Source organism: Emticicia sp., assembly GCF_049241225.1.
GTDB lineage: Bacteria > Bacteroidota > Bacteroidia > Cytophagales > Spirosomataceae > Emticicia.
In genome coordinates, this window is the sequence record NZ_JBMLRC010000408.1 from 1 (window position 1) to 3,777 (window position 3,777).

The window sequence follows — 3,777 nt, forward strand, 5'->3', positions numbered from 1 at the left end:
GAGCAAGACCGAGTAAAATTTGTGTATCACCCAGATTTCATTTCCCCAACCAATCCACTTTTTGGAATGGAATATAGTCAGTTTGTGCGTGGTTGTCATTTAGGCGTATTTCCGAGCTATTATGAACCTTGGGGTTACACGCCACTTGAGTGTGTGGTGCGAGGAATCCCGACCGTGACGAGTGATTTATCAGGCTTCGGTGATTTCATCATGCAATTAATGAAAGACTATGACAATGTAGGTGTTTATGTAGTAAATCGCAAGACTAAAAGCTTCGATAAAGCTGCTGACCAATTGGCCGAAATTCTATATAAATTCGTAACTATGAATCGTCGTGACCGTATCATGCAGCGTAACCGTGTTGAGAATATTTCTGAAATATTTGATTGGTCAAATCTACGCTCGTACTACGATACAGCCCATGATTTGGCACTTAAAAGAAAAGGGATAACTCGAATGTAATAGAAATGAAGTAGATATAGATTGCCAATTTAGGCTATTCTGATAGAAAAATATCTAAAAATATACAATTTTTTCTTAAAAATAAAACACATAAGTTGTTGCTTGTCAATGTCTTATGTGTTTTTTGCTGAATGGTTAACACGAAATATCACAATTTTGTTTAATTTTGTCCGTTCATCAAAATCAACAAACAACCTTAATGATTTTTAGCATTATTTTGGCTTATTTATTAGGCTCAATTCCCACAGCAGTTTGGTACGGTAAGATTTTTCATGGAGTAGATGTGCGTCAGCACGGAAGCGGAAATGCCGGGGCAACCAATTCACTTCGCACACTTGGTAAGAAAGCTGGTATTATTGTTCTTATCGTCGATTTTCTCAAAGGCTTTTTAGCCGTAAAAGCCGCAAGTTATTTTTCTACCGAAATAGATAGTATTTTACCTCTAGCGATGGGTTTGGCTGTTATTGCAGGGCATATTTTCCCGATTTTTGCCCAATTCAGAGGTGGTAAAGGCGTGGCTACGGCAATGGGCGTTTTAGTGGCTACTTTTCCTTGGGCGGCTTTGGGCTGTATGGTTGTTTTTATGATTATCGTATTGGCTACCCGATATGTCTCGTTGGGGTCTATTCTCGGAGCATTGGCTTTTCCGATTCAGTTGACTTTCAATCTCTGGAATGATAATGCCGATAAATATGCCATTGGTTTTGCTTGGCTGATATTCATTATTTTAGCGGTTATGCACCGCCAGAATATTCAACGCCTACTCAACGGAACTGAAAGTAAGTTTGGTGCGAAGAAATAAACGCATAACTTTGTATTAGATAGAAAACCACAAATCAATGAACACTTACATCGAACAAAATAAAGACCGTTTTCTAAACGAACTTTTTGATTTTCTTAGAATTCCGTCGGTGAGTGCCGACACCAAATTTCAGCCAGATATGCTTCGTGCGGCTGAGTTTGTAAAAGAAAGATTATTAGAAGCAGGTCTCGATAAAGCCGAGATTTGCCCAACCGCAGGCCACCCAATTGTATATGCCGAGAAAATCGTAGATGCCTCATTACCAACGATTTTGGTTTATGGACACTACGATGTGCAACCGGCTGACCCTTACGAATTGTGGGATTCGCCACCTTTTGAACCAACCATTAAAGTAACCAAAAATCACCCCGATGGAGCAATTTTTGCCCGTGGCTCGTGTGACGATAAAGGTCAAATCTATATGCACGTAAAAGCAATAGAAATGATGTTGGCACAAGGTGGTTTGCCGTGTAACGTAAAAATAATGTTTGAGGGCGAAGAAGAAGTAGGTTCTGAAAACTTAGGCGTGTTTGTAAAAGCAAACAAAGAAAAACTCGCCGCCGATTTGATTTTGATTTCTGATACTTCAATCATTGCCAACGATATTCCTTCGGTAGAAACTGGCTTGCGTGGGCTGACTTATATGGAAGTTGCCGTTACGGGCCCGAACCGTGATTTGCACTCAGGCGTTTATGGTGGAGCAGTGGCAAATCCTGTCAATGTACTTTGCCAAATGATTGCCTCGATGCACGATGCTGATGGAAAGGTAACAATTAAAGGCTTCTACGATAAAGTTGCCGAACTATCGCAAGCTGAGCGTGATGATTTAGAATCTGCACCGTTTGATTTGTCAGCATTTAAAAAAGACCTTGATATAGCCGAAGTTTCGGGCGAGAAAGGTTATACTACTCGTGAGCGTGCAAGCATCCGCCCAACGCTTGATGTCAATGGTATTTGGGGTGGCTACACGGGCGAAGGTTCAAAAACAGTATTGCCATCAAAGGCATTTGCTAAGATTTCGATGCGACTCGTACCTGACCAAGATTGGGAAGAAATTGCAGATTTGTTTGAAACTCACTTCAAAGCGATCGCTCCACCAACGGTGAAGGTTGAAGTGACTCGCCACCACGGTGGACAACCTTACGTAACGCCGACTGATTCTGCCGGTTATAAAGCTGCAGTTTTGGCATTAGAAGAAGCTTTTGGCAAGAAACCAGTTCCAACTCGTGGTGGTGGAAGTATTCCGATTGTGGCTTTATTTGAGCAAGAATTAGGTCTGAAATCAATCCTTTTGGGCTTTGGTTTAGATTCGGATGCCCTACATTCACCAAATGAGCATTATGGTTTGTTTAATTTCTTCAAAGGCATCGAAACCATTCCTTTGTTCTTTAAGCATTATGCAGCATTGATGAAAAAATAATTAATTTTGAGCTAATGAAGGCTTTAAGCTCATCATTAGCTCTTTTTTTGAATAATACTTTGTTTTACAATCAGATATGTCACTTGGCTTAGAAAAATTAGCAACCGAATCTGCTTCACACTACGATAATCTCGAAAAAATGTCGGTTCGAGAATTGCTCGAAGGCATCAATAACGAAGACAAAACCGTACCTTATGCAGTAGAAAAATGTATTCCACAGATTGAAGCATTGGTGAGTCAGATTGTACCACGAATGAAAGCAGGCGGACGTTTGTTTTATATCGGTGCAGGTACAAGCGGACGTTTGGGTGTAGTAGATGCCTCGGAGTGTCCGCCGACGTTTGGTGTGCCTTTCGGAATGGTTGTGGGAATCATGGCGGGTGGTGATAGAGCTATCAGAAAAGCCGTTGAAAATGCCGAAGATGACATAGAGCAAGCGTGGAAAGACTTAGAAGAGTACGAGATAAATACCAATGATTGTTTGGTGGGTATTGCGGCATCGGGTCGTACGCCTTACGTAGTTGGTGGCTTGCGAACAGCACGCCAAAATGGAATCTTGACGGGTTGTGTGGTTTGTAATGCAGGAAGTGCCGTAGCAGCCGAAGCCGAATTTCCAGTAGAGGCCGTTGTCGGGCCAGAATTCGTCACTGGTAGCACCCGAATGAAGTCAGGTACTGCCCAAAAATTGGTGCTAAACATGATTTCTACCTCAGTAATGATTCAACTCGGTAGAGTGAAAGGCAATAAAATGGTTGATATGCAGCTTACTAACCTCAAACTAGTAGAAAGAGGCGTAAGAATGGTCATGAACGAATTAAACATTTCGCACGAAGAAGCAAGCGAATTGTTGCATACATACGGCAGCGTAAGAAACGCTGTTGATAATTACAGAAATTAACAAATAGATTCTGGTATCATAGAAAAGAAGATGAGTAGAAAAGAAAAATTCTACATTCTTCATTCTCAATTCTTAATTATAAATGTGGGACTGGTTTTCAATAGATTGGCTTAGTTGGCAAACCCTGCGTTCGTTCGTTTGGGCTGAAAAACTATACCTATACGCCATCATTGGAGTGCCATTTTTATTTCTATT

General features: G+C 41.1%; 4 protein-coding genes. All 4 read left to right on the forward strand.

From position 1 onward, the window contains the following. Nucleotides 1-462: glycosyltransferase (locus tag ACOVO2_RS21170; protein WP_421771899.1), on the forward strand; the 462-nt coding region annotated here is incomplete at its 5' end. A gap of 199 nt (nucleotides 463-661) precedes the next feature. Beyond that, nucleotides 662-1,264, forward strand: coding sequence for a glycerol-3-phosphate 1-O-acyltransferase PlsY (gene plsY / locus ACOVO2_RS21175; protein WP_421771900.1), 603 nt, complete (start codon nucleotides 662-664; stop codon nucleotides 1,262-1,264). A 37-nt stretch (nucleotides 1,265-1,301) separates the two neighbouring features. Beyond that, nucleotides 1,302-2,684, forward strand: coding sequence for a dipeptidase (locus ACOVO2_RS21180; protein ID WP_421771901.1), 1,383 nt, complete (start codon nucleotides 1,302-1,304; stop codon nucleotides 2,682-2,684). Nucleotides 2,685-2,760: 76 nt separating this feature from the next. Beyond that, nucleotides 2,761-3,582, forward strand: coding sequence for an N-acetylmuramic acid 6-phosphate etherase (murQ, locus tag ACOVO2_RS21185; RefSeq protein WP_421771902.1), 822 nt, complete (start codon nucleotides 2,761-2,763; stop codon nucleotides 3,580-3,582). Nucleotides 3,583-3,777 lie beyond the last annotated feature (195 nt).

Coding starts and splice junctions, on each gene's coding strand:
- plsY (WP_421771900.1), top strand. CDS start 662: ATGATTTTTAGCATTATTTTGGCTTATTTATTAGGCTCAATTCCCACA.
- ACOVO2_RS21180 (WP_421771901.1), top strand. CDS start 1,302: ATGAACACTTACATCGAACAAAATAAAGACCGTTTTCTAAACGAACTT.
- murQ (WP_421771902.1), top strand. CDS start 2,761: ATGTCACTTGGCTTAGAAAAATTAGCAACCGAATCTGCTTCACACTAC.